Origin of the sequence: Paenibacillus sp. p3-SID867 (assembly GCF_025142895.1) — a bacterium.
Taxonomy (GTDB): Bacteria; Bacillota; Bacilli; order Paenibacillales; family Paenibacillaceae; genus Paenibacillus_AQ.
In genome coordinates this window covers 355,580-376,701 of sequence record NZ_JAMBDM010000008.1, presented here as the reverse complement: position 1 = coordinate 376,701, position 21,122 = coordinate 355,580, and the positions used below count along the sequence as shown (strand labels likewise).

Genomic DNA, 21,122 nt, shown 5'->3' with positions numbered 1-21,122 from the left:
CTCCTATCGTCTATGATAGGAGGCTGTTTTCATTATATTGCCGCGTTTTTTGAAGATGATGATGGTTTGCGCTTGTTCACCGTGCTTAGACAAACAGGGATCATCACCAGTGACAGTAAACCTCCTGCAATGGAAAGCGTACCATAACTGGTATTGGCAACCACCATACCGGATAAAGCGCCGCCCGATGCTCCCGCCAAAGCAATCAAGACATCCACTGTTCCCTGCGTTCTAGCGCGGGCGGATGGATGGGTTGCATCGATGATGAGCGCGGTTCCGCTGATAAAACCAAGGTTCCAACCCAGCCCCAGCAGAGCCAGCGCCGTTATGATCAGCGCCATGGATTCGGCGGGAGCCACAGCGGCTAGAATCCCGGAGCTCAAGAGCACGACGCCCGAAGCGATGGACATGCTGATGCGGCCGATTTTATCGACAAGAAAACCTGTGATTAACGAGGGCAGGTACATCGCTCCGATATGAATGCCAATCACCAAACCTACCGCTCCTAGATCATGTCCATGATGTTTCATATGGACAGGCGTCATGGTCATGATTGAGACCATGACTACCTGAGTCAATATCATCACGCAGGCTCCAACCATGATCCCCCGTTTGTTTCGTTTTGATCCGTTCACCGTGCCGGCAGAAGAATCACCGGAAATTTTCATTCTAGCTTCCTCAATTGCTTGGGCTATCGCATAAGGATCCGGGCGCAGGAATAATAGCAGGATCATGCCTGCCAGAATAAAAGCCACGGACGCTAAAATAAATGGTCCGGCCAAGGCAGGAATCCCGAAGGATTCGGCAACGTTCCCCATAACCCCCACCAGATTCGGACCCGCAACGGCACCGAAGGTGGTGGAAACCATCGCCATGCTGACCGCTCCTGCACGCTGTGAAGGTTTAGCCAAATCCGTACCTGCATAACGAGCTTGCATATTCGTTGCGGTACCTGCACCGTATATCAACAACGAGGCGAACAACAGATAAATATTATGATAAACGGCAGCCAATATAACTCCGATCGCGGCAATTCCACCCGCCAGGAATCCGGCAGCCAGACCCGGCCCTCTTCCATAGCGCTGGGTAAGCCGACCAATATACCAGGCACCCAGTGCGGAACCGACCGTGATAAGAGCAACAGGGATTCCTGCATAGCTGTCCGTCTTGAGCATATCCTGCGCCAGAAGCGCACCGACCGTCAATCCTGCGGCCAGACCAGCCCCACCGAATATTTGCGAGAGGATCACAACGATGAGGGTTTTCTTATACAGCTTGTTCTGCAAGTCGGGCGAATCGATGTAAGATTGAATATGGGATTGCCGCTTCGTGTTGGTTTCAGCAATATCCTGATCATGGGACATGGACATTCTCCTTTCATGTGCTACCAATCAGAATACCATAAACCTTCCTACGATAAGAGGAAAATTTCATTTGTCTGTCCATATAGAGTCTGCCAACCGCGTAGAGTCCGGAAACCGGCTCGCCATTCGCATTCAGTACCCGCCCAGTTAGATCAGTTTGTAATCCGCCCAGCATTTCCCACTTTCTGCAAATTGGTATCGCGTATAACACATGCCGCTTTCATATCGTGTATGCCTTCCCTGTACTGCAAACCTGTTTCACATCAAAAAAAGTGAACCCCATGTGGATAAGGGTTCACTCCTATTGTCAGCGTATATATATGCGTTTCGTTCCTTTTATCCTGTCCGTTCCTCCGCCTCCGCAGCCAGTTTCAGGAGCTGCTCCCTCACTCGCACAACTTCGCCAATGATCAGAAGCGCCGGATTCTTCACGTTCATTAGAAGAGCGATCTTGTGGATGGTTCCGAGCGTTCCCGTTATGGTTCGCTCCTCTGCCCGAGTCCCCTGTTCAACGATAGCTACGGGAGTCGAGAACGGCTTGCCATGAGCGAGCATCTCCTTGCAGATATCGTTCAACCTGCTGACGCCCATGTATACCACAAGCGTATCCACACTGTGAGTCAGCAAGTCCCACCTGACGCCCCGCTCATTTCCATGGCAGCTCGTTCCGCTGACAAAAGCTACCGAAGTGCTGGCTCCACGGTGGGTCAGAGGTATCCTTGTGGAGGAGGCTGCGCCCAAAGCCGAGGTAATGCCGGGCACGATCTCGAAGGGAATGCCTCGTGCAGCCAATTCGCACGCCTCTTCGCCGCCTCGTCCGAAGATCAGCGGGTCACCTCCCTTGAGCCGGACCACATCATGACCTGCAAGGGCAAAGTCTATCAAGTTCTCGTTAATCCTCTCCTGCGGAACGGAATGGCTGCCGGGTGCCTTACCGCAGTATACAAGCAAAGCATCCTTCTTCGCGTAACTCAACAGCTCATCGTTCACCAGTCGATCGTACATAATGACGTCCGCTTCCTGAATACGCCGAAGGGCTTTCAGCGTGATCAGCTCCGGATCTCCCGGACCTGCGCCAACAATATACACCATGCCCGGCCTCATCGTCTTTTTTCGACCGGAACCGCGGTCGCCTCCATAACTCTGAGTCCATGATGGACCTTCCCAATCGGGTTAACCTCGCTGCGCTTTCCGAATCCGAATTGGGACAAGTGCAACATCGCCCCGGTAAATATCGCTCCGCCAATAAAATTACCTATTAATACGGGGATTTGGTTCCAGAGCCACCAATCGGCCAAGCTTACATCCGCCCCGAGCATCATGCCCGCCGGTATTACAAACATATTTACCACGGCATGCTCGAAGCCTTGACCGAAAAAGACCAGGATGGGCAGCCACATCGCAACGATTTTCCCTATCGTTGAGCTTGACGTAAACGCCATGACAACGCCTAGCGTCACCATCCAGTTGCAGAGCATAGCCTTGATCACCACCAGCAGCATGCCGCTCACGCCCAGCGCCTTATAGCCGATTGTCTTTGTTTCGCTGGTGTCGATGATCATCTGAACAAGCGGATGACTCATATCCGTCCCCATCCTGGTCGCGGTAAGTGTATAGAGCCCCCCATAAATCAGACAGCCTATCACATGTCCGAGAATTACCCATCCGTAATTCGCAAGCATAGAGGCACCTGAAGCCTTCTTTTGCAGGACGGCTAAAGGCAAGAGTGCGAAGCTTCCAGTTACCAGCTCTAAGCCCAGCAGTACAATCATCACAAAGCCAACCGGAAACAGGAGCGCGCCTACCATCGGTATATTCGTTTGGTCCGAAGCGGAAAAAGCCAGCGTGGTGGCGCACGCCAGGATGGCGCCCGATAACATGCCGCGGATGAGCATCTGCGAAGTCTTCAGCCGGGCTTTCGCGGCTCCGGCCTCGATCATGTCATCCATTACCTGATTCGGTTTCACATAATCCATCTCGTGCACCCCCTCTAATGAATCAATCACTCACCTTATGAAATGCCATTCGGTAACTGGTTCGCGTCAAGCCGTACGATCCTGCAGGTAAATCGCGCCGCTTACCGGATCAACTTCAACCTGATAGGTGTTAACATTACCCGTATCCGGCTCTTGAACCCGCCCGCTGCATAGATCGATCTTCCAATCATGCAGCGGACAATGCACCTGCTTCCCGCACACCATTCCCTCCGAAAGCTTTCCTCCTTTATGCGGGCACTTGTTCTCCACAGCCAGAATATCCCCATCCGATAAACGGAACAGCGCGATTTCCGTTCCGCCGACTTCAATGGTCCTTGAGCCTTTATGATCAATTTCGTTTACATATCCTACATGAAGTTTCGTCATCATTGGTTTCCCCCTATTTCGTCACTGGTTCAGCATCAGGCAAAGGCACGAAGTTTTTACGAAGCCCGCTGTCCGACGTAATTTCCTTCCATGGATCCTGCTGCTTGCTTAAAGCCAGCTTTATTCTCGAGAAGAGCGCGACGCGGTCCTCTTTCTTCTCTAATGCTTTTTTCACATGGTCCAAGCCTACTCGCTCGATCCAAACCGATGTACGCTCATTCCACTGCGCGTTTTCCCGATAGTGTTGGATAAATGCCCCGGCCCATTCGAGCACCTCATCTTCCGTTTTCACGATGCACAATAACTCCGTAGCCCGAACATGAACGCCTCCATTGCCGCCGACGTGCAGTTCCCATCCACCATCAATCGCTACGACTCCAAAATCCTTGATGGTCGCTTCTGCGCAATTTCTAGGACATCCGGAAACCGCAAGTTTCACTTTGGCTGGAGTGCTCAGCCGCTCAAACTCTTTCTCCAAGCGTACGCCCATGCCTATGGAATCCTGGGTGCCGAATCGGCAAAACGTGGACCCCACGCAAGTTTTAACCGTACGGAGAGCTTTACCGTAAGCATACCCGGAAGGCATATCAAGCTCCTCCCACATCTTCGGCAGATCCTCCTTCTTGACGCCAAGCAGGTCGATCCGCTGTCCGCCTGTAATCTTAACCATCGGCACATCGAATTTTTCCGCAATCTCCGCGATTTTCTTTAGCTCCGACGGCGACGTCACACCGCCATATATTCTGGGAACAACGGAATACGTGCCATCCTTCTGAATGTTGGCATGATAACGCTCGTTCGTGAAGCGGGATTCCTTCTCATCCACATAGGTCTCTGGAAACAGCATGCCCAGATAGTAGTTCAAGGATGGCCGGCATTTAGAACATCCCTCCGGATTCTCCCATCCCAGCACATTCATCACTTCTTTGACGGTTCCAAGTCCAAGACGGGTAATTTCTGCGATAATTTCATCCCGTCCTAGCGAAGTACACCCGCATATCCCTTCTTTTACGGGTTCCCCTGCTGCATCTCCGGCGTATATCTGAACCAGTCCCTCAACAAGAGGTTTGCAGCCGCCGCAGGATCCCGATGCTTTTGTACAAGCTTTAACGGAAGCAACGGTGTTGCAATTTTTCGTGAGAATGGCATCTTTTATCGTTTCTTTCGACACACCGTTACAACCGCAAATGATCTCATCATCCGCTAGCTGAGCCAGCCGTTGTTCCGTCGATACGGCACCTGCATTACCCGTAAAGCCTAACAGAAGCTCCTTCTCCCGGCCCTTGATGGATTCGCCGCTTTTCATGAGCGAGAACAGCTTTGGCCCATCTCCCGTATCGCCGAACATAACAGCTCCGATGAGCTGGTCATCGCGGATGACAATTTTTTTATATACACCTTCAACTTCGTCCTGGTACCGCATCGACCTGGATCCTTCCGGGTCTGCAAAATGACCTGCCGAGAATACATCTACACCGGAGATCTTCAATTTGGTAGATAGTACGGACCCGCCATAACCACTTGTCTCCACACCTGCCAGATGCTTGGCGAGCACGGCTCCCTGCTCGTAGAGCGGAGCGACAAGCCCATACGCAATCCCACGATGCTCGGCGCATTCACCGACCGCGTAGATCCCCGGGATGCTCGTCTCCATATAGTCGTTCACGATAATTCCCCGGTTGACTTCAATGCCCGCGGATTGTGCCAGCATGACGTTGGGCTTGATCCCGACAGCCATGACGACCAGATCCGTTTCAACGCGCGTCCCATCCGTGAAGCGGAGCTCCTTGACCCGCTTTCGGCCCACAATGGCCTCCGAATTTTTACTAAGCAGGAACTTCATGCCTTGGGCTTCCAATTCCAGCTGCAGCATTTTCGCTGCGGTCTCATCTAATTGCCGTTCCATTATATAGGGACTAAGATGAACCACCGAAACATCCATCCCGAGATGTAGCAGCCCTCTTGCTGCTTCAAGACCAAGCAATCCTCCGCCGATGACCACGGCTTTCTTATATTTTTTGGAAGTCTCCACCATAATCTCGCAATCCTTAATATCCCGAAAGGCGATAACTCCCTCCTTGTCTGCGCCAGGCAGAGGAAGCATAAACGGATTCGAACCGGTTGCGATGATCAATGAATCATACTCGGCCGCAGCTCCCTGATCGGAGTGCACTTTACGGTTCTTGGTATCGATCCGGGTTACGGTGTGGCCGGTATATAGATGGATGTTATTCTCTTTGTACCAATCCCAATCGTTGATTATAATTTCCTGCATGTCGGCTCCGCCTGCAAGAACGGAAGACAGCATAATCCGGTTGTAATTCGGATGCGGCTCAGAACCGAATATCGTGATTTCATACGCCTCAGGCGTAAGCTTAATCAAATGCTCGATTGCCCGTACCCCTGCCATACCATTCCCGATCATCACTAACTTCTTTTTTGTCATGGTTTGCACTCCCCTCCGTCTAACACCTTTGAATATACTTGTTGATTCATCAGAAGCCTTACAGAAACCAAAATAGCCTGCATTCGCTCCAGTAGAGTAGGCACACTCTTACCGGAACGAAAGCAGGCTTCTTTGCCGCTAATGGGATACACCGTTGTATCCAAAATTTAAAGTTCTTGAGGGAAATATACAATACCCTCGGGCCAACTGTCAACATATTTGACATGAGAAGAAGAAAATTTATTAAATATCGACATCCACCTGTGATATATGTTATATAATTTAACATAATATCTATTTTTACTGACAGCTTATATCTGACGACTATCATTTATGAAAGGAGCGTCAATCCATGCGTTCATTGCTGGTTATCCACCATCCGGTCCCTGCTTCAGAGCGAAGTGACACAGATGCCAGGGCGCTTCTTCCGGAGTTTATCCTTCGTTCTTATGGATACAAGGTCCTCCTTGCCCGAAGTGAGAAGCAAGCGCTGGCTGGAATCATGGAAGCAGACGGAACGGTACTCCACCTCCCGGTTGCCGCAATCAAATCGTGGTCCAGCACCCTTGAACAACAAAAGCGCGTTCCGGTTCTGTGGTGGTGCAGCGATCATGCCGCTTCGCAATCTCTCGAAGCATGTGAGGATGATGTTATTATTGATGGACTTTTATTCCCCGCCATGAAGGAGCATGAGCTGCATTGGACGCTGCATTTTAGCTCCAAGCATTTTTACGAACGAGAGCAGTGGCATAACGAAAGAACGCAGCTCCTTGCTCGCATTGAAGAGCGTAAATGGATTGATATGGCCAAAGGCATTCTATGCAAGATGAACAATATTTCGGAATCCGAAGCATACGATGTCCTGCGCAAACAGGCGATGAATGAAAGAAAAAGAATGGTGGATGTCGCAACCTCGATCGTCAAGTTGTATCAATTGCTGCAGGAGACCGGTTCAGGAGGTGCAAAAAAATCATGATCCACTTATTAAAAGAAGTCGGTCGCGGCAAGCGGGGCGCGCGTGACCTGACTTACGAGGAAGCGCTGCAGGCTGCAGAATCGATTCTCGGATTGCAGGCAACCCCTGCTCAGATCGGAGCCTTTTTCATTGCGGAACGCATCAAAATGGAAAGCGTGGAAGAATTGGAGGCATTCGTGCAGGTTTGCCGTGAATATGCGGACCGTTCGTTTATACATGAGGGTGTAGACTGTGCAGGACCTTATGATGGCAGAAAGTCATCATTTTTCTCTACCTTAGCCACCGCGTTCGTGCTGGCTGCTGCTGATCTGCCTGTCACTCTGCATGGAACCGCATCACTGCCCCCGAAGTGGGGGATCACATTATCGGATATACTCGCGGAGAAGGGGATATCCGGATCGTTACTGGCAAAAGAATCATGCATCCGCGCAGCCCATCAATCCGGCGTATTATATGTACATGCTGAGGAATGGTGTCCCCCGCTTAAGAATCTTCGCCCAATCCGGGAGGAGCTCGGTATGCGGACCGTGCTCAATACGACCGAAAAGTTTGTGGATTACTCCCATTCCCCTTTCCTAACGTTTGGCGTATACCATAACACGGTCTTTGACCGTTTAAGCCGACTGATCCTAAAACTCGGTTATCGGAAAGCGATCATCATTCAGGGAAGTGAAGGCTCCGATGAACTGTTCATTCACCGTCCCACGCGGACTTACCGGGTTGAGAACGGTGAAGCCAGCCTCCATATCATCGATCCGGAAGCGTACGGACTTGATACGCCCGTTCCGGACATAAGCTGGACCCCGTCTGAACAAGCTAACGTTACCTCAGAGGTTCTGCAGGGTAAGGGGAATATCGCTTTTATCTACCAGGTACTGCTGAATGGAGCTGTTCGCTTACACTTGGCGGATAAAGTCAGATCCGTCGAGGAAGGCATCTATACTTGCAAGGCATTGCTGGATTCGGGTAAACCGTGGGAGTTATACGACAAATGGTTGTCCTTGCTTTTAGAGTCTGTCCCACATGATGGTTTGACATCGCCAATCGTCAGACATGTTGCACATTAATACAGATAGAAACCCGCACCGGGCAAGCGGTGCGGGTTTCACTCATTTAATACCTATTAAACTCCAAATCCAAATCCGAATGCAGAAACGATGATGACCAAGAGAATGAAGAGTACCAGTACTGCTCCAACGGAACCATATCCTCCGCCATATCCACCAACTTCACCCATTGTTCTAACCTCCTTTACTTTGCCGAACACAACATCCTATGCTCGATATTTCAAAGAGCTTAGACTATAGAGAAATAAAATAAAAACAGACTGGCGTTGAGTCAAAATGAATATGGATTCTTTAGGGTAATAACTTATTTCGCAATCATTTTCTTCGCATAGTTCAGCACATCCGATTTGGCGCTCTCCGCCCAAATGCTGTACCGGATCTGCTGCTCTTCATCCACCCAATCCAGGTGATCCCTTCCCTTGGAGTCAGCTGTGTAGACACATTCCACTCCGTTAATGACGATGGTTTCCTTCTTCTCGTTCGGTTTCTTCTGCGGCACAGGCGTTCCGCCCATTGGCTGTTCAGGGACAATATAACTCGCAACGACTTGAAGCTTTACTTTTCCTTTATCAAAATTCAGAACCACCGCGGACGCTTCATTCGACTTCATGATGTCGGAATATACGAATTTCTCTCCGTTTGCTGCCTTCGCTTTTAATTCCTGCTCAATTTCTGCGTACAAGCTAGACGTTCTTTCAGGACTCTTTAAGTATAAAATCGCGTTCTGGAATGAATAACTCTTCGGCAAGTCAGCAGGCTTGGTAAGCGTAGGAGCGTTCAATGCCTTTGCCTTCGCCACATAGTCCGCATACTTGGTATGAACAAAGCCTATAGACGTAAAGTAAATGTCATCTAACCGGTTATATTCCTGGTCCGCAACATAATACGCAACCATCTGCCCTGCTTTAAGTTTGTTACTGAGCTCCTTGATACGATCTTCATACGAAACGGATGTCTTCTCCGGTTTGGCAGTAGAAGCCGCTGCTTTCGTCTGCGGAACAGACGTACTTGCAGTGCTTGCTGCATAAACATTCGCGGAACCGATCATCATCGTTGCTGCGAGAAATAAAGCGACCTTCATCTTGTTTTTCATCATGGTACAATTCGTGCTCCTTTCGGCGGTAAGGCCTATTAAAATAGTGTTGAAATACATCTCATATAACACCTTGCCGACAACAAAAGGGACATTTTGTAAAAAATAATGGAAAAGCGTTTATTCCGAAACAAGACCGGCTGCAATCTTCGCAAACTCATCCTTGGATAGCGGATCCTTTGGATCATCCGTAATTATATATAGCACCTCTTCACTGTCGCTTAACCAAGTCAAGCTGCGCGTTTCATTTGTCTGATCGGCAGAAAAAATCATTTCTTTCCCATTTACCGTCAGTTTTACGGCTTGATTTGTGAGCACTCCAGCTTTTGGGCCCTTCTCTCGTGCAAAAGCTAAAATCCTGATCCGATTATCGCCTTTACGATATTCCATTCCTGTAGAGGCAATCTTGAACCAAGGAACAATTTTATAGTACAGTCCCTGTTCTTCATCCGACTTCTCCGCCTGCTCTTTAAGTTCATTTAGAAGACTTTCGTACCCCGGTGTTCCCCACACGGGTTCGTTTCTAATTTGAATCCGTCCAAAATCAAATCGATACCCTTCGGGTACATAATCAGGTTTTCGAAGTAGGGGCGCATCCTTCTCCTCAATTTCTTTTGCCAGTTCTTGATAATTCGGATGCTTTGTCGCCATATAAAAATAGTTCAGTGGATATTTTCTGGTTGATGAAGTCAGATGCTGATCCTTGATATAATATACAGCCTGTTCTCCGGGCTTTAACCTCTTGCTCAGCTCCTCTTCCGTCTCTTTTTTACGTTTGGCGTTATATTCCGACTCGGAGTATTTCCATGGCTTTATGGTAGACAGAATAACTTCGCCTTCCTCGTTCTTGATCTGAATCAGGTATTGGCTTGCATAAGCGCTAATTGACGAAAGAATCAAAATCGCAGTAAGCATCGCAATAATCAACGTTTTCTTACGATTGCCGGCATTTCTTCCTTGTTTCTTCTGGTGAATTTGACGCACCTTGTGCATGATGGCGGGGGTCACGTCCACCTCTTCTTCCACGGAGTGCAGTTCCATGCCTCTCAGAATTCGATCTTGGTCCGATTGTCCAGAATCTCGCATAACTCCGTACCCCCCTTCTCCTGAATCAGCTTGATGACTTTCTGTTTCATCCGAGCATACTTTTTCTTCACTGCACTGAGATTCTTATCCAGAATCTGTGCAATTTCCGTGAATGGTTTATCTTCGAACACCCGCAGCACGAGCAGATTCCGCTCCTCCACCGAGAGCTTGGTCATGGCATATTCCAGCGGTTCGCTGAACCACCTGCGCTCCAGCGTCTGTTCCACGCTATCAGCATAACCTGCCGGTTTGATGAGTCGGTTCACTCGCATGCGAACTTGTCTCTTGCGAAGCAGATTAAGACAATGATGATAGGCAATCTTGTATAACCATGATGAGAACGATACCTTCGCTTCATAGGTATGAAGCTTGGTGAACGCTTTGATGAAGATATCCTGGACGGCATCCTGCGCGTCCTGCTTGCAGCCGAGCATCCGGCAGCAATATATGTAGATCTGTTTTTTGTACGTTTCAACGATAGGCTCGAAACAATCGACCTCACCGGCCTTAACGCGCCTCACGCACTCCTCTATCGAATCCAATTCGAAGACGCACCTCCGCGTAAATCTAATTTACGTTTGTATAACACCTCTTCTGCCCAAAAAGGGACATCTGTAACATATATAAAAAAACAACTCATACCTCAAGTATGAATTGTTTTGATGTAATGTCGATCTTTTCTTTTATCAGTAACGAGGTCTTCGAACGTCTGGATGATCCCACATCTCGCTTATATACCTGAGGGCATATGCTCCTGCCATAAAATATATTTTTAATTATATATCTTATCATCTAAGATGAAATCACAGAAATCAATTGATGGGTGAAGAGATCTCGGCCCAAAATGCAGTACAAAAAAAGGAGGTTATTCGCAATGTCCAACATCCAGGAAAATCGCAAGGTGCTAGAGGAGCAGGAAGGACGCATCATTAGACAAACGATTGCCGATATGGAATCGGCATTTAATCAACATGACGCCGATGCCTTGGACCGTCACTTTACCCAAGACTCCACTTGGGTCAATGTGATGGGGGAGATGCTCTCAGGCTGGGATCAAATAAATAACGCACATAAAGTTGTTTTAAAGGGGCCGCTTCTTCATTCATACGCAAAGTATTTCGTTGAGAAACTTGTATTCTTACGCCAGGATGTGGCCATCGCGCATATACGACAGTATCCGGCTACATCGAAGGGGGGACTCATCGAAGACGGACAAGGAAGCCTGGCAATCTATGTGATGCTCAAGGACCAAGACACTTGGCAACTTGCTGCGGGTCAGAATACTTTAATCCAGTTGCACCGTAAAGGATAACCACAATAAGAGTGAGTCTATCATCCATGCAGCATAAACAACAGTTCCCATATGAAAACCCAGATTCTCGATCATAAGATCGGGGACCTGGGTTCAGTGAGTTCATCTATTGCTTCATACGGTTTTGAACGGTTCAACGGTGGTGCAATTTCTTAACTCCGTGGAAACCGTTTTTTTCCGGCGATAAGCAGTCCACCCGCAATCATGACAACCGCCGCGCCGACCCAGATCCATGGATTCGTACCCGCTTCTTCCGCTGCAACCACATCGGCTTCAGCCGCATTCGCTCCATAGAGAATCGCTTGCTCTCCTTCCACCACCTGAACGATATCACGTCCAAACTTCGCATAAAGGAATTCTGCATGCTGTTCATTGTATGGTGTAATGCCAACCTCAACCTTATCACCGACCACCCCCGTGTGAGTCACAGTAAAACCCTGTGCGGAAAGCTCTTCTTGACCTGCACCGGCAACATATTCGTCAATCTCCGCTTGTTTGTTAGTCAGACGATCTTCCGCTGCGGAAGCCAAGTGCCAGGATGATGATACCGCGCTATCCGGCGCAGCCAAGGCAGAACCAGCCCCAAATACGAGCAAAGCGCTCCCCAACAGCAGTATCTTGCCCCAATGCTTCACATTTACCTTTTTCATATCTCTTTACCTCCTGATTTTTCTGTATGATCGATTATGGATCTGGATTCATAACCGGTTCCATGGACCGGGCAATTTGAAGAGCTTCCTCTTGGCTCACAAGACCTGAGATCATAAAGTGAATATGATCTGTGTACCAATGGAGCTGAACATTAGGAACCATCCCTCCGTTGTCTTGAATTGGCTCGCCTCTGATTAAATAGCCTTCGACACCGTTCAAGTCCACTTTTTCATCGAAATGCTGGGGCATATTCACTTTGTCATCTTTGTTTACAAACAAACCGAATGAACGGTCGCCTGCTGTGTAACTGAATACCGCTTCTGTAGCTGCCTCTTCTTTCGGACCTGTTACCGAAATTTGATGAAGGGAGAAGCCCTCGGGAAGATAGGACGGAATACGAAGCTCATCACCAAAGGCTTGCCCTGCCTCATCATAGCTGCCGAGAATTCGCGGTTCGTTATTCGAAATACCCGGTGGATTCTCGATCGGGGCATCAGGACCAGGATCGTTTAGGACCACAGGGGGCTCCAGTACTACAGTAGGCGATTCCGGAGATTTAAGGAAGTTAGGCTCAGCGAAAATGAGGAATAATCCGATGAGCGCAGCAGCGATTGCTGTTCCGGCGAACCATGGATACCATCTTTTTCTCGTTCTTCGCTCCTGATTCTCCAACTGCTTTCGTTCTCGCTCTGCAAGCTGCTTCACCTTCACTTGCATATTCGTATCGAAGTGAAGGTTTCCAAACAGGAGGTCATCCGCTTCGTTTTTTATAAGGTCCCGAAGTTGGTCGTCCTGGGATGTCATTGTGCGAGTCCCTCCTTTATCAGGTATTCGCCAAGAAGCTCTCTTGCCCGGTGAAGCCTCCCGCGAACGGTCCCTTCCGGTGCTCCGGTAGCTTCCGCGATTTCACGAGTTCCCAGGTCAAGATAGTAATACAAGTAAATAACCTCATGATAATGAACCGGCAGTTTGGCAATATATTTAAGAATGGTTGTTTGATCTAGGCGCTCCATGGCTTCCTCCTCCACATTGCGGAGTACGGAGCTTTCCAGCAGCAGCGGGTCCGTCGGTTGCTCTTGTGTCATTTTTAAACCCAGTTTATCCCGGCATGCATTAATTGCAATCTTCGTCAGCCACGTCTTCACACTGCTCTCCCCCCGGAATGATGTCCAATGGCGAAAAGCCCGCAGGAACACCTCCTGGCTAACGTCCTCCGCTAAATGTCGATCACCCAGGTAGAAGTAGGCTGTACGCATTATGGAAGTGCCATACTCGTTCATGAATTGCTCCAGCGCCAGGGAGGGCTCAGACGGAAATCTTGATTTGTCGTTAGGGCCGGCCGGCCTTGCCATCTGTTGACCACCTCCATACCCTTTAGACGGCTAAACTCTCCATTCCGCTACATCAATGGCAAAATAAAAATTTAAAAGCTGAAGAATGCCTGACAAGGTAACAAAAAGCCCAACCGATCGCAATCGACCGGTTGGGCTTTCCCGCTTGCTATTATTTCAATGATGCCACTGTCCCACCCATCTCAGCAAAGTATCTGCTTTTCTATTCCAGCGTTGAGTTAAACTGAAAGATCAGCTTTTCATTGTCGTCCCTCGCAGCCACAAATTCCTGCACGCGTGAGCCCGAAACATAGTTGTTCATCGTCTTTCTCCAGAATGCCTGCGCCCGTTTATTGCGATCCGTGGCATTCGTCTGGACTTCCCAGCTGCCGGGATGCTTGTCGAACACTTGTGATGCAGCATTCTCCGCAACATGTTTGCCTCGGAAGGGTTTCATAACAAAAAACTCATTCATGTAAAATTCACTGCCATATGTGTATGGCGGGGTTGCTACCAGAGCAAATCCTGCCGGGATGCCATCCACTCGGATCAGGTAAGGAAACAAAATCGTTGGCTTTTCCCACCATATATCAAAAACTTGATTCTGGTCATTCAAGGTTCTTGTGTCATCATCCTCATAGATGCCATATCGATTCGGCTTCCATCCCCATATCCCTGATAAATCATGCAAATACAGCGGATATATATTATTAATGATAAATTTGGTGGAAAAATCGGTTAACTCCACGGTAACTTTCATATGCTCTCCTCCGTTCTAGACATATGCCAAACTCTTGAAATACTGCATTTTGCTATCTATAAAACCTTCATCAAAGTCGGCCATGCCCTGCAAACTCCAAATCTTGAAAACATAGACCAAAGAGCCAAAGCTGCCGAATGGCAACAAAAACCGGGACAGCGGCAAGATCATTTTCGCTGAGGGATCTAATGATTTTCACAACGCCTACCGATCTCATAATGATGCTGGATATGTAACCCTACCGCTTGCTTGGACAGAAGCGAGTAGGAGACAGGAAATAAACGCAAATTATATCCCTCCTTGCACTCAAGGGTATCATCCACAACCAACGCTTACATATAGGCTGTATGATTATAATTATTTTTTATATAAACCGCTGTACTTCGTCATCACAAAAAAAAGCAATAAGCCCTGTCTTCTTCCGACAGGCTTACTGCTTAAAATTCATTTAGTCTTTGATCATGCATTCCTTGTAAATCCCATAAGCTCTTTCACATGCAGGGTATTTTCCAACGATGTCAGCTTTTCCAATAAAGTGAATGCCACATCAAAAGCCGTTGCCGGGTTGCATGAGGTGATCAGGTTTCCATCTACTACAATTTGTTCATCCACGACATGGGCACCGAATTCCCGCAGCTGCGATTTTCTGATGCTGGTCGGGTGATCATACGTCGTGGCTTTTCGTCCCTCCAGCACGCCGGCTTTGCCAAGCGTAAGAGCTGCAACGCAGATCGTGGCAATCCACTTGCCCTGCTCATGAAATTCCTGAATAATCTTGGAGAACCTGGAGTCATATCCATCGTTATAAAAGCCAGCTTCCTCGAACCCGCCAGGAATCGCCAGAGCATCGTAATCCTCCACCTTCACCGAGTCCAGCGTGACCTCAGGAATGACGGTAAAATTCCACGTGCATTTCAATCTGTCATGCAGTCCCGCGGTCACTACCTGGGTTGTCCCGTCCCCCTCCAGGTTGTTCCACCCCAGTACATCGGTAAATACACTCGCTTCCACAGCTTCAAATCCATCCGCCAACAACAAAAGCACTTTCTTCATAAGCCATCCTCCCCCGTCCTTTTCACTCTATATGATCTTCAAGATATCCCGATCTTTCGGATTGTGTTCTATCTTAACTATACTTATCTCTAAATTCAACAGATTAATAAAAACAACCAAAAAAAGCAGCCCGATGACTGCCTCTTTTGGTTCAATAGCCTCTGCATATCCAAACAGATGAATCACTGATTTAAATCGTATAACCCAGGTGCATGCTCGTTGGCCAGCTCAGGCATCACAGGTAACGGGAACCCCTCCGGAGGTTGAACCACTTGCAGCTCCCCGCCATTTCTGCTTGGGGTTTGACCGCTAAAGATTTCGCCGATTCGAGTATCATCCAGCCTGAAGTTGAACTGTGCGTTATGGAAGCCCATATCTACGTATTTTTGACATTCCGGATATTTATGGATGTCATAATTCGGAACAGGGAATATTTTACCCCATTCAACGCCCAGCGTCTCCAGCGCTTTGGCAAATGCATTTTGATGCGCATTATCCCGCACAATCAGGAAAGCTAGCGTCTCGCGGAAGGTTTTGTTTGTGCTCATCTCATAGATCCGTGTTTTTTGAAGCACTCCCGTAGATTCAAGCACGACATTATCGAGTAAATTACTAACCAAATTCCCGTGATCGTACACGTAATTTCCCTGCCATGGGTTTCCTGCGGCATCAACTGGCAATGAACTCTGCGCTCCCATAATAAAATGATGCGGATTCGCATGCTTAATCGCTTCATTCAGCGGCGCGCCGTCCGTTCCGGAATTACCTGCGCCTTCTGCGCCCGCTCCGGTCAGCAGCTGGTTGATTGTATGTTGAACCAACTCGACATGGCTTATCTCCTCCAAGAAAACGCCACGGATCAAGTCACGGTATTGAGTTGCGTTCCCTCTGAAATTATTGCTTTGGAAAAAGAACTGCATCAACGTCCGCATTTCGCCGAATCGGCCGCCTAGCGTTTCCTGCAGCACTTTTGCAGCTGCTGGATCGGGTTTATCCGGAACGATCAGATTGATCAGATCCTCTTTGTAAAAATACATTCAACTTCCTCCCGCTTCCTCAATATTGTCACGAATCCAGTTTGCGTTAATGTCCCATTTCCCATGCATCCGCACCTTCAGACAATGATTTCCTCGAATTTGCCTGTACCTGCTTCGAAAGAATTAAAAGATACTCTCCTGCACATAATGACTCTGTTTGTATTAAACACAAAAGGAGAGAACAACTTGGGAATTCTAAGCGGCAATCCTAAAAATGAGCCTATGCATTATGGTGAAATCTTCAGTGTATGGGAAACGTCGATGATGGCAAAGGGCATGGTTTCCTGCTACGAAGCTTATATGAGTCACGCAGGCGATAAAGATCTCAAAAAAATGCTAAAAGATCTGCTCGATCAAGCAAAACTTGAGATTAAAGAATGTGATGAACTGCTTACAGATAACGGAATCGCCCCTGCACCGGGACTTCCCGAAAGACCCCCGGCCAAACTGGAGGATATTCCAGTAGGTGCAAGATTCACAGATCCTGAAATTGCCGCCAAAATCGCTGCTGATACTTCACTCGGACTCGTATCATGCAGTAAAACCATGGGGATGTCCATCCGGGAGGATATAGGAGCTTTATTCGCTAAATATCATCTCACCAAGACGGCGCTGGGTGTGCGGATCCTCCAGATGAATAAGGAAAAAGGCTGGCTCATTCCCCCTCCTCTTCAAATCAAGAGACCTGAAGAAAAATAGCCTAAAGCACAAAAACACTCCGATCTCCGATGAGGTCAGAGTGTTTTTTCATTGTTTAAATTTGTTAATCACAGATTGGCGTTGCCGAAACTCAAGCCCGTTGTTTTTGAACAGGTTCATGGTCCCGAAGAAGCCACATGTGGTAGAAAAATTCAAAGATACCGGCTAACACCGTAATCAGCAGAATCTCCGGGAAGCTCAACGTCCAGTTCGCCGATTCGCTGATAATCCACAGCATGACGAATACCAGTCCCACATCTCCAATGGTAGCCATCATGTTATTCGTCCTCGGCAAAATCAAAAGATCACCCACCAGATAAGCAACAATGCCGATACCCATAGCAGCAATAACCGCTGATGCAAACGTAGCATTCGATAGACCGACTAGGATTGCCGTTATCATGACGCCATGTACCAGAAGCTTAACTAGTAATTTCTCCATCCGGATCACTCTCCTTATCCTTAATGTTATCCTGCTTATCATTTATTACCCAATTTTATCCGTTCTACATTTCCCACCGTCTATATCCATTCGTTCATTCCGAACTCCAGATATAATTCCATGGTCAGAGACAGGCTGCATGGACAATTTACCGGTTTGCGCTTGATTTCTCCCAATCAGAATCATACCTATAATGACCAGAAGTCCCCCGCACCACTGCTCCCAGCCGGCCGATTCCTTTAATAGGATGACCGAGAGCATTAAAGCGGTAAATGGCATCATCCCCGAAAAAGCTGCGGCCGTTGATGCTTGGCACCGCTTGATGCCGGCATACCAACAAATAAAAGCCAGCGCCGTTACAACAGGTCCATACCAAACCAGAGCCAGCCACTCTTTTAGTCCGATCGCTGATAGTGAAGCTACGGGGTTCTCAAACCATGCAGGAACCAGGCAGAGCATGAGGGCCAGTGCAGAGACCAATGTCGTTTGGACTATAGGATGAATAGTCTCATGGTATGTCGTGTTTTGCTTGACTGAACTGATCCGAGACAGGATGTTAAAGTAAGATTCACTCGCTGCTGCGCAGAGGACTAGCGCGTTACCCCATACATGATGAATGGAAAATGAAAGATCCGATGAAAATAACCCCTGGATAACGATAACTCCTCCCACCGTGCTTAGAACACCCACTAGCTTGGTGCGGTTCATCGATTCTTTCAGCATCAAGCCGGCCAGAATAACGGTAAAGGCAGGCGTGGCACCCGTTAATATTCCAGCTTCAGCAGAACTTGTATGTAGTAGGCCGTACAGTAAAAACATCCGAAACAGAAACATTCCAAATAACGCCTGGAAGAATAGAATCCTCCACTCTCTTATCGATAAACGACGGACCGTCTTCATTAGATTCCTCAGACACAGAGGCAGCAAACACAGAAGCGCAAAGAACAAGCTGATTGCAGTAATGGTGAAAACTCCTAATCTTTCGTTCAAAAACCAACCGGTAATAACCGAGGTGCCCGCAAGTGAAAATGCACCCAACAGATACAACATCCCTTTCCAACGCTCCAAACGATCACATCCCCCAAATCATCTTAGGATTAATAGACATTGATATATGCTACAATCATAGAGTGTTAACTGGTACGGAAAAAGAGCCAGTTTAACTAGAATTTATACAGACCAGTTGGAGGTCATGCCCTAATGTGGGGAATTGAACTGGAGCGGAGCAGCGAAATTCCGCTAAAACGCCAGATTTATCTTGCCGTCCGGGACCAGATTATTAAAGGGAAACTCAAGGCAGGTGAAGCGCTGCCATCTACTCGTGTTTTGGCAAATGTGCTGCATGTATCACGAAATACCGTAAATGAAGCTATTGAGATGCTGCTCGTCGAAGGCTTTGTCGTGAGCCGCCAGGGATCACCGACCCGGATTGCCGAAGGTTTGTCTCTGGATGACCCTCCAGTCGAAGAACCGCCGAAGCGGGTAGAGACACCCCTTTCTTTTTTAGTTGATTTCCGGACGGGCCAGCCCGAATTAAGGCAATTTCCGCGGTATCTATGGCAGCAGATCTCGCAGAAAACATTAAGCGAGATGCCTCCTGAGCTGTTAGGTTATACCGGTCCCCAAGGATTGCCGCGACTGCGCATGGAAATCGTTTCATGGCTTTACAGGAGCAAAGGGCTCTCCGTAGATCCTCAGGACGTATTTATAACGGCAGGAGCTACCCATGCACTGCACGTCATTGCTGACTTGTTGTATGAGGATGGAATGGAAATTATGGTTGAAGACCCCTGCAACATCGAGATGCTGCAGACATTTATTAATAAAGGCTACATCGTCCAGCCTATTTCAGTGGATGAACATGGAATACAGCCTGACAAGCTGAAAGGAAAACCATCTTCACCCGTCTATATCACGCCTTCACATCAATTTCCTCTAGGCGGAATCCTGCCCGCTGACCGACGTGCCGCGTTAATCCGTTTCGCACGGGAGAACCAAAGCTATATTATCGAGGATGATTATGACAGTGAATTCCGGTATTATGGTGATCCGGTATCGCCGTTATATGCCATGGACTCGGAGCGGGTAATCTACATCGGTACATTTAGTAAAGTACTCTTTCCTGCTCTTCGGATTGGTTATGCGATACTTCCACCTAAGCTTCAGCAGCGCTGGCGTTTTTCCCGCACTTATACGGATGTTCAGAATCCGCCGTTTGAGCAAGCAGCACTGGCTGAGTTTTTACATACTCGAAAATTTGACAGACATATTAGGAAAATGCGGAGATTATATGGTGAGCGTAGGGAGGTGCTTTTATCATCACTCGAAGAGTGTTTCGGGAAGGCCTGGCACCCCTGGGGAGAGGCGGCAGGACTGCATCTTGCCGTTGAGTTTCCCGGAATTCATTTTGATGAGTCGTTCAGAGAAAAAAGCCGGTTAAACAGAATACGCATTACGCCTGTGGAGTATCACAGTATTCAGAAGGGCATGCATGTAAACAAGCTGCTTTTGGGTTACGGTCATCTGAACCCTGATGAGATTCGCAAAAACATGGCGTTACTGCTCACCTATTTGAAGGAGCAGGGCCACTATGAATGAACGAAGGAAAGGCTGCCATGTTGGCAGCCTTGTTTAATTGATATACAGAGCAGGACACTATCTACCCTTACTTACTTGATGTCTCAACCTTCTTACCTGCAAGACGTTTCGCAGCTTCTTCGGCTTCCTGAAAAGCCTGTGCCAGAACTTGATCCCTATCAAAAAATGCATTTCCTTGTGCCCGGATGATCTGATAATCCATAACCCCCATAAAGTTAAACATGGATTTAAGGTATTTATGCGAATATTCCACCTCGGTATACCAATCGTTATTTGTATAAATGGCGTCGCTCGCCTGAATGACCAGCAGACTACGGCCATCGGTTAGCAAACCTTCCGAACCCTTCTCCGTATATTGGAATGTCTCTCGTGCAATGAGGATGTTATCGATATAATCTTTAAGCTTGGAAGGAACGTTGAAATTGTGCATCGGCATTACGATGACATATTTCCGTGCCGCTTTAAATTGCTGCAGAATGGCGGACATGCGGTCCGTTAGCTGTTGCTCCTCTTCGTTAAGCGGCTCCCCTCTACCCTGTTTGTTCCATAGCTCTAGAACGATATGGTCTATAGCAGGTATAGAATCACGGTATAAATCGATTTGTTCTATAGCACCTGCTTGATTCCATTTCGTGTACGCCTCCAAAAAATGCTGAAGCACCCGCAAGCTGACCGATGTAGCTGATTCCACCCTCGGATGTGCGTTGATGATGAGCATGTTCTCCATCTTATCTCTCTCCTTTTTCGTCTATTTCATAATGTAGACAAATAAGGCCATCCAAGTGTGACATCAACCATGCTTTTATGCATAAATCAAAGGCTGCGATGGAAATGATATCTAATA

General features: G+C 48.0%; 23 protein-coding genes and 1 pseudogene. 5 read left to right on the top strand and 19 right to left on the bottom strand.

What is annotated here, in order from left to right; all coding sequences use genetic code 11:
* Window positions 1–32: 32 nt before the first annotated feature.
* The 6 genes and pseudogenes from M4D81_RS18715 to nirB form a co-directional block, all read right to left on the bottom strand.
* On the bottom strand, window positions 33–1,364 hold the full coding sequence (locus M4D81_RS18715) for an MFS transporter (RefSeq protein ID WP_260067595.1): 1,332 nt from the start codon (window positions 1,362–1,364) through the stop codon (window positions 33–35).
* A gap of 91 nt (window positions 1,365–1,455) precedes the next feature.
* A pseudogene (locus tag M4D81_RS34840) lies at window positions 1,456–1,536 on the bottom strand (FAD-binding protein); the annotation flags it as partial.
* A gap of 164 nt (window positions 1,537–1,700) precedes the next feature.
* The gene (gene cobA, locus M4D81_RS18705; RefSeq protein WP_260067593.1) at window positions 1,701–2,456 is read right to left on the bottom strand and encodes a uroporphyrinogen-III C-methyltransferase; all 756 of its coding nucleotides are present in this window, start codon (window positions 2,454–2,456) and stop codon (window positions 1,701–1,703) included.
* 8 nt (window positions 2,457–2,464) lie between these two features.
* Window positions 2,465–3,340 carry a formate/nitrite transporter family protein gene (locus M4D81_RS18700; protein ID WP_260067592.1) on the bottom strand — a complete coding sequence of 292 codons (876 nt, stop codon included), beginning with the start codon at window positions 3,338–3,340 and terminating at the stop codon, window positions 2,465–2,467.
* Between the two features lie 66 nt (window positions 3,341–3,406).
* Window positions 3,407–3,727 (bottom strand): nitrite reductase small subunit NirD, encoded by a 321-nt coding sequence (nirD, locus tag M4D81_RS18695; protein ID WP_071224386.1) that lies wholly within the window; start codon window positions 3,725–3,727, stop codon window positions 3,407–3,409.
* A gap of 13 nt (window positions 3,728–3,740) precedes the next feature.
* The gene (gene nirB / locus M4D81_RS18690) at window positions 3,741–6,173 is read right to left on the bottom strand and encodes a nitrite reductase large subunit NirB (RefSeq protein WP_260067591.1); all 2,433 of its coding nucleotides are present in this window, start codon (window positions 6,171–6,173) and stop codon (window positions 3,741–3,743) included.
* A 352-nt stretch (window positions 6,174–6,525) separates the two neighbouring features.
* Here nirB and M4D81_RS18685 point away from each other — a divergent pair, with 352 nt between their 5' ends.
* Both M4D81_RS18685 and M4D81_RS18680 read left to right on the top strand, forming a co-directional pair.
* On the top strand, window positions 6,526–7,149 hold the full coding sequence (locus tag M4D81_RS18685; protein WP_071224174.1) for an ANTAR domain-containing response regulator: 624 nt from the start codon (window positions 6,526–6,528) through the stop codon (window positions 7,147–7,149).
* Window positions 7,146–8,216, top strand: coding sequence for an anthranilate phosphoribosyltransferase (locus M4D81_RS18680; RefSeq protein ID WP_260067590.1), 1,071 nt, complete (start codon window positions 7,146–7,148; stop codon window positions 8,214–8,216). The genes M4D81_RS18685 and M4D81_RS18680 overlap by 4 nt, the downstream gene beginning before the upstream one ends.
* 56 nt (window positions 8,217–8,272) lie before the next feature.
* Here the strand turns inward: M4D81_RS18680 and M4D81_RS18675 are convergent, their stop codons facing one another.
* The 4 genes from M4D81_RS18675 to M4D81_RS18660 all read right to left on the bottom strand — a co-directional run bounded on the left by M4D81_RS18675 (window position 8,273) and on the right by M4D81_RS18660 (window position 10,916).
* Window positions 8,273–8,386, bottom strand: coding sequence for a sporulation protein YjcZ (locus tag M4D81_RS18675; RefSeq protein WP_194542276.1), 114 nt, complete (start codon window positions 8,384–8,386; stop codon window positions 8,273–8,275).
* 134 nt (window positions 8,387–8,520) lie between these two features.
* The gene (locus M4D81_RS18670) at window positions 8,521–9,312 is read right to left on the bottom strand and encodes a hypothetical protein (RefSeq protein WP_260067589.1); all 792 of its coding nucleotides are present in this window, start codon (window positions 9,310–9,312) and stop codon (window positions 8,521–8,523) included.
* A gap of 117 nt (window positions 9,313–9,429) precedes the next feature.
* Complete coding sequence (locus M4D81_RS18665; protein ID WP_260067588.1) at window positions 9,430–10,395, bottom strand: hypothetical protein; 966 nt, start codon at window positions 10,393–10,395, stop codon at window positions 9,430–9,432.
* Window positions 10,356–10,916 (bottom strand): RNA polymerase sigma factor, encoded by a 561-nt coding sequence (locus M4D81_RS18660; protein WP_260067587.1) that lies wholly within the window; start codon window positions 10,914–10,916, stop codon window positions 10,356–10,358. The genes M4D81_RS18665 and M4D81_RS18660 overlap by 40 nt, the downstream gene beginning before the upstream one ends.
* Before the next feature lie 353 nt (window positions 10,917–11,269).
* On the opposite strand from M4D81_RS18660, the gene M4D81_RS18655 reads away from it, so the two are divergent.
* Window positions 11,270–11,707: an SgcJ/EcaC family oxidoreductase gene (locus tag M4D81_RS18655; protein ID WP_260067586.1), complete on the top strand. Its 438-nt coding sequence runs from the start codon at window positions 11,270–11,272 to the stop codon at window positions 11,705–11,707.
* A 152-nt stretch (window positions 11,708–11,859) separates the two neighbouring features.
* Here M4D81_RS18655 and M4D81_RS18650 read toward each other — a convergent pair whose 3' ends face one another.
* The 6 genes from M4D81_RS18650 to M4D81_RS18625 form a co-directional block, all read right to left on the bottom strand.
* Window positions 11,860–12,357 carry a hypothetical protein gene (locus tag M4D81_RS18650; protein WP_071224189.1) on the bottom strand — a complete coding sequence of 166 codons (498 nt, stop codon included), beginning with the start codon at window positions 12,355–12,357 and terminating at the stop codon, window positions 11,860–11,862.
* A gap of 34 nt (window positions 12,358–12,391) precedes the next feature.
* Window positions 12,392–13,162 (bottom strand): DUF4367 domain-containing protein, encoded by a 771-nt coding sequence (locus M4D81_RS18645; RefSeq protein WP_260067585.1) that lies wholly within the window; start codon window positions 13,160–13,162, stop codon window positions 12,392–12,394.
* Window positions 13,159–13,710, bottom strand: coding sequence for a sigma-70 family RNA polymerase sigma factor (locus tag M4D81_RS18640; protein ID WP_260067584.1), 552 nt, complete (start codon window positions 13,708–13,710; stop codon window positions 13,159–13,161). The genes M4D81_RS18645 and M4D81_RS18640 overlap by 4 nt, the downstream gene beginning before the upstream one ends.
* Window positions 13,711–13,912: 202 nt before the next feature.
* Window positions 13,913–14,449: a GNAT family N-acetyltransferase gene (locus tag M4D81_RS18635; protein ID WP_260067583.1), complete on the bottom strand. Its 537-nt coding sequence runs from the start codon at window positions 14,447–14,449 to the stop codon at window positions 13,913–13,915.
* Between the two features lie 459 nt (window positions 14,450–14,908).
* Window positions 14,909–15,502 (bottom strand): DJ-1/PfpI family protein, encoded by a 594-nt coding sequence (locus tag M4D81_RS18630; RefSeq protein ID WP_260067582.1) that lies wholly within the window; start codon window positions 15,500–15,502, stop codon window positions 14,909–14,911.
* A gap of 182 nt (window positions 15,503–15,684) precedes the next feature.
* A complete protein-coding gene (locus tag M4D81_RS18625; protein ID WP_260067581.1) occupies window positions 15,685–16,539 on the bottom strand; it encodes a manganese catalase family protein in 855 nt (284 codons plus the stop codon).
* A 186-nt stretch (window positions 16,540–16,725) separates the two neighbouring features.
* On the opposite strand from M4D81_RS18625, the gene M4D81_RS18620 reads away from it, so the two are divergent.
* Entirely contained in the window at window positions 16,726–17,238 is a 513-nt protein-coding gene (locus M4D81_RS18620; RefSeq protein WP_071224207.1) for a DUF3231 family protein, read from the top strand.
* 91 nt (window positions 17,239–17,329) lie between these two features.
* On the opposite strand, the gene M4D81_RS18615 is transcribed toward M4D81_RS18620, so the two are convergent.
* The gene (locus M4D81_RS18615) at window positions 17,330–17,680 is read right to left on the bottom strand and encodes a YndM family protein (protein WP_260067580.1); all 351 of its coding nucleotides are present in this window, start codon (window positions 17,678–17,680) and stop codon (window positions 17,330–17,332) included.
* Between the two features lie 45 nt (window positions 17,681–17,725).
* Entirely contained in the window at window positions 17,726–18,748 is a 1,023-nt protein-coding gene (locus tag M4D81_RS18610) for a DMT family transporter (protein WP_260067579.1), read from the bottom strand.
* Window positions 18,749–18,880: 132 nt separating this feature from the next.
* Here M4D81_RS18610 and pdxR point away from each other — a divergent pair, with 132 nt between their 5' ends.
* Window positions 18,881–20,278, top strand: coding sequence for a MocR-like pyridoxine biosynthesis transcription factor PdxR (gene pdxR, locus M4D81_RS18605; RefSeq protein ID WP_260067578.1), 1,398 nt, complete (start codon window positions 18,881–18,883; stop codon window positions 20,276–20,278).
* Window positions 20,279–20,345: 67 nt separating this feature from the next.
* On the opposite strand, the gene M4D81_RS18600 is transcribed toward pdxR, so the two are convergent.
* Window positions 20,346–21,005 (bottom strand): FMN-dependent NADH-azoreductase, encoded by a 660-nt coding sequence (locus M4D81_RS18600; RefSeq protein WP_260067577.1) that lies wholly within the window; start codon window positions 21,003–21,005, stop codon window positions 20,346–20,348.
* Window positions 21,006–21,122: the final 117 nt, after the last annotated feature.